At 70.9% G+C, this 1,969-nt stretch carries 2 protein-coding genes and 1 pseudogene; 2 read left to right on the forward strand and 1 reads right to left on the reverse strand.

Features of this window, described 5'->3' with window-relative positions; genetic code table 11:
• Positions 1 to 519 (reverse strand): annotated as a pseudogene (locus tag ACFWY9_RS01060) (hypothetical protein); the annotation flags it as partial.
• Between the two features lie 187 nt (positions 520 to 706).
• On the opposite strand from ACFWY9_RS01060, the gene ACFWY9_RS01065 reads away from it, so the two are divergent.
• Positions 707 to 1,561 (forward strand): bifunctional methylenetetrahydrofolate dehydrogenase/methenyltetrahydrofolate cyclohydrolase, encoded by an 855-nt coding sequence (locus ACFWY9_RS01065; protein ID WP_378337844.1) that lies wholly within the window; start codon positions 707 to 709, stop codon positions 1,559 to 1,561.
• On the forward strand, positions 1,561 to 1,869 hold the full coding sequence (locus ACFWY9_RS01070) for a DUF3017 domain-containing protein (RefSeq protein WP_378337845.1): 309 nt from the start codon (positions 1,561 to 1,563) through the stop codon (positions 1,867 to 1,869). The genes ACFWY9_RS01065 and ACFWY9_RS01070 overlap by 1 nt, the downstream gene beginning before the upstream one ends.
• The last annotated feature ends 100 nt before the right edge of the window (positions 1,870 to 1,969 follow it).

Raw genomic sequence — 1,969 nt, forward strand, 5'->3', positions numbered from 1 at the left:
GATCCGGGCGATCCGGAAGTGCGGGCCGGGCAGTTCGGGACCGAGACCCGACATGCGGCGGATCAGCCAGTCCGGCACGTTCTCCTCGGTGCGCGGGAACATCCTCAGCTCGTCGGAGTACGCCTGCGGCGGCGGCGCGAGGTCCCACTGCGGTTCGTCGCGGTTGTACTCGAGGTTGTAACTGGACGGGTGGTCGAGCTGGTAGCGCGCGTTGAACCAGGTGCCACGGCCGTCGCGGTACATCCCGGCACGCAGGCGCCCGAACAGCGTCGCGATGTCGTGGGTGGCGACCCACTCCTGCGCGGTGCCGTCCTCGGTGATGATCTCCCCGGTCAGCTCGTGGTATCTGCCGACGGCTCGGTACTCCGCGGTCACCTTGCGCCAATCGCGCGGGGCGGCGCGCAGCAGGGCGAGGCCGATCTGCTTGACCAGGGTGTCCTGCTCCGTCGCGTTCAACTGCGTCGTCGGTTGTGCCACGGAGACATTTTGACTGTTCGCGCGCGCGTGTGCACCCCGCATGTGGGTTTTGCCGCCCTCCGGCAGCCGGACACGCCCGCTGACCTCGGCGTATGCGGAGTGTCCTGCATCACGTCATGATCGCGGGTGGGTGAGCCCGGTGTCCGCGTCACGATATCGGGAGAGCCCGTCGAAAGCCGGGAACGACGCGCGGGGAGGCGGCCGGGCGCGCTTTGCCAGAATGGTGCCCATGACGGCCAAGGTTCTCGACGGTAAGGCCACCAAGGACGCCATCTTCGCGGAGCTGCGCCCGCGAGTGGCGGCGCTCGCCGCGCGGGGGGTGACCCCCGGGCTGGGCACGGTGCTGGTCGGCGACGACCCCGGCTCCCACGCGTACGTGAAGATGAAGCACGCCGACAGCGCGAAGATCGGCGTCAACTCGATCCGCCGCGATCTGCCCGGTGACATCACCCAGGACAAGCTCGAAGCCGTCATCGACGAGCTCAACGCCGACCCGGCGTGCCACGGCTACATCGTCCAGCTGCCGCTGCCGAAGCACCTCGACCCCGGCCGGGTGCTCGACCGCATCGACCCGGCCAAGGACGCCGACGGCCTCGCCCCGGTCAGCCTCGGCCGCCTGGTGCTCGGCGAGCGGGGCGCCCTGCCGTGCACTCCGTACGGGATCATCGAGCTGCTCAAGCGGCATGACGTCCCGATCAACGGCGCGCAGGTCACCGTCGTCGGCAGGGGGATCACGGTCGGCCGCACCCTCGGGCTGCTGCTGACCCGGCGCAGCGAGAACGCCACGGTGACGCTCTGCCACACCGGCACCCGCGACCTCGCCGCCGAGGTCCGCCGCGCCGACATCGTCATCGCCGCCGCCGGCGTGCCCGGGATCATCACCCCCGAAATGGTCAAACCCGGTGCCGCGGTGCTCGACGTCGGCGTCTCGCACGTCGACGGCAAGCTGACCGGCGACGTCGCCCCCGGCGTTGCCGAGGTCGCCGGTTGGCTGTCGCCCAATCCCGGCGGCGTCGGCCCCATGACCAGGGCGATGCTGGTCAGCAACGTGGTCGAGGCCGCGGAACGTTCGGTCGCGGGCTGATGGCCGTGGCCGGACACCGGAGCATCCGCCGCACACCGCGGGAGCACCTGCCGTTCGCGCTGGTCCTGCTCGTCGTCGCGGTCGCCGCGCTGCGGATCTTCCAGTACCACTGGCGGGAGGGCGCGGTGCTCATCGGCGGCGCGCTGCTGCTCGCCGGCCTGCTCCGCGGGATCCTGCCCACCGAGAAGGCGGGGCTGCTCGCCATCCGCGGCAAACCCGTCGACGTCCTGACCTACGCGGCCTTGTCGGTGCTCATCCTCTTCGTGGCGCTGACCATCATCGGCGGCCCCTTCGGCGGCTCTTCCTGAAGGGGACCTTTGTCTCGCAGGATGAGCTGAAGGGGGGGGGGGGGGGGTGTGGGGGTGGTGGGGTTGGCACGAGGGACAGACACCAGCGGGCAGGCGGTGC

Origin of the sequence: Amycolatopsis sp. NPDC059027 (assembly GCF_042739735.1) — a bacterium.
GTDB lineage: Bacteria > Actinomycetota > Actinomycetes > Mycobacteriales > Pseudonocardiaceae > Amycolatopsis.

Excerpts from the sequence above, each read along its gene's own strand:
- ACFWY9_RS01070 (WP_378337845.1), top strand. The coding sequence starts at position 1,561 with ATGGCCGTGGCCGGACACCGGAGCATCCGCCGCACACCGCGGGAGCAC.
- ACFWY9_RS01065 (WP_378337844.1), top strand. The coding sequence starts at position 707 with ATGACGGCCAAGGTTCTCGACGGTAAGGCCACCAAGGACGCCATCTTC.